This is a genomic window from Agromyces binzhouensis (assembly GCF_004135055.1).
GTDB lineage: Bacteria > Actinomycetota > Actinomycetes > Actinomycetales > Microbacteriaceae > Agromyces > Agromyces binzhouensis.
Map to the genome: position 1 here is coordinate 1 of NZ_SDPL01000472.1, position 2,200 is coordinate 2,200.

Genomic DNA, 2,200 nt, shown 5'->3' on the forward strand with positions numbered 1-2,200 from the left:
GTGAGGACCGCGCGGGCCGCTCGCGGCGGAGACGCGGCCGAGTCGATCGCCCGGGGCGCCGGATCGTGACCGCGTCGATCGGAGCGCTGCAGCTCGCCGATTGGCGCCGGCACGTGTTCGCGCTGTACGCGGGCGTCCGGCACCTGAGCGTGCACGACCCGGCGGCGGGGCACGAGCTGTGGCGCTCGGGCCGCGACGAGCTGTTCGCGGGGCATCCGCAGTCGCCGCTGCTGCCCGACGACCGGGCGGGCTTCACCGGACTCGACATCGCGCCCTACGACCCCGACTGGCGGTTCGAACTCGACGTGCGCCGGCCCGACGAACCGCAGCGGATGGTGGTCGACAGCTCGACCGACGGCAAGATCCCGTTCTCGCTGGTCGGAACGGTGCGGCTGCCCTACCTCGGCACGCTCGACGTGTGGCGGCTCGCCGCGTACGGCGGCGGGCTGTTCCTGCCGGTCAAGGACGGCCTCGCGGGCATGCCCGGCGGCACCTACGGCGGCGGCCGCTACCTGCTCGACACCGTCAAGGGCGCCGACCTCGGCTCGGCCGGCGACGACGACAGCCTCGTGGTCGACTTCAACTTCGCGTACAACCCGTCGTGCGCGTACGACCCGTCGTGGTCGTGCCCGCTCGCGCCTCCGGGGAACACGCTCCGCGAGCCCGTGCCGGTCGGCGAGCGGATGCCGCGCTGAGTGCTCGCACAGCCTTCCGGATCCACCTCCTGCTATGGTTGGCGTCGGCGAGCGCGATGAACGCGCCGCCTGCGTCGTAGACACGCTTCCGGGCCTCGAGCCCGTTGACTTCATACGGCGAACGGATTCGCCGCCCGGCGTCTTCGCCACCACCCACCGCCGGGTCCATCCGCCGCTGCCGCATCGTGCACCGGTGCATCCGGCCGTGCCCTCCCGAAACGGACCCCCTTGACCGACATCACCTTCGGCGCGCTCGGCGTGCCCGCACCCCTCGTCGCCGCCCTCGCGGCGGACGGGAAGACCACCGCCTTCCCCATCCAGGCCGACACCCTGCCCGACACGCTCGCCGGACGCGACGTCCTCGGCCGCGGCAAGACCGGCTCCGGCAAGACCATCGCGTTCGCGCTGCCCATGGTCGCGCGCCTCGGCACGACCCTCGCCGGCGGCCGTCGCCGCGCCGGTCGGCCCCTCGGCCTCGTGCTCGCCCCCACCCGCGAGCTCGCCACCCAGATCACGGCGACCATCGAGCCCCTCGCCGCCGCCTACGGCCTGAAGGCGACGACCATCTTCGGCGGCATCAGCCAGAAGCGCCAGACCGACGCGCTCCGCGCGGGCGTCGACATCGTCGTGGCCACGCCGGGTCGCCTCGAGGACCTCATGAAGCAGGGCTTCGCCCACCTCGACGCGGTCGAGATCACGGTGCTCGACGAGGCCGACCACATGGCCGACCTCGGCTTCCTGCCGGTCGTGACGCGCATCCTCGACAAGACCCCGTCGGGCGGGCAGCGCCTGCTCTTCTCGGCGACGCTCGACAACGGCGTGGACCGACTCGTGAAGCGCTACCTGCAGAACGAGGTGCTCCACTCGGTCGACGAGGTGCACTCGCCCGTCGCCGCGATGACCCACCACGTGTTCCAGGTCCCCGACACCGACGCCAAGCACGAGCTCGTGAAGACCCTCGCGTCGGGCACCGGACGCCGCATCCTGTTCATGCGCACCAAGCACCACGCGAAGAAGCTCGCGAAGAAGCTCACCGAGCAGGGCATCCCCGCGGTCGACCTGCACGGCAACCTCTCGCAGCCGCAGCGCGACCGCAACCTGGCCGCGTTCGGCGACGGCTCGGTCAAGGTCATGGTGGCCACGGACGTCGCCGCGCGCGGCGTGCACGTCGACGACATCGAGCTCGTCATCCACGTCGACCCGCCGACCGAGCACAAGGCGTACCTGCACCGTTCGGGCCGCACCGCGCGTGCCGGCAGCGAGGGCGACGTCGTGACGATCGCACTGCCCGCCCAGATGGACGACCTCGGCAAGCTCCTCCGCAAGGCGGAGATCCGCGTGACGCCCGAGAAGGTCGTGCCGACCACCCCCAACGTCGTCGCGCTCGTCGGCGAGGTCGCCCCGTACGTCAAGCCCGCGCCGCGCGACGCGAAGCCGCAGCAGGGCGGTGGCCGCTCGCAGGGCGCGAACGCGCAGCGCAAGCGCGCCGCACGCGACGACCGGGC

The 2,200-nt window shown here is 72.7% G+C and carries 2 protein-coding genes; both read left to right on the top strand.

Going from position 1 to position 2,200, the window contains the following annotated elements; translation table 11 throughout:
• The first annotated feature begins 113 nt into the window (after positions 1 to 113).
• Positions 114 to 695: a DUF1684 domain-containing protein gene (locus ESO86_RS15785; protein ID WP_422836506.1), complete on the top strand. Its 582-nt coding sequence runs from the start codon at positions 114 to 116 to the stop codon at positions 693 to 695.
• Positions 696 to 923: 228 nt separating this feature from the next.
• On the top strand, positions 924 to 2,200 hold a 1,277-nt coding region (locus ESO86_RS15790), incomplete at its 3' end, for a DEAD/DEAH box helicase (protein WP_165308031.1).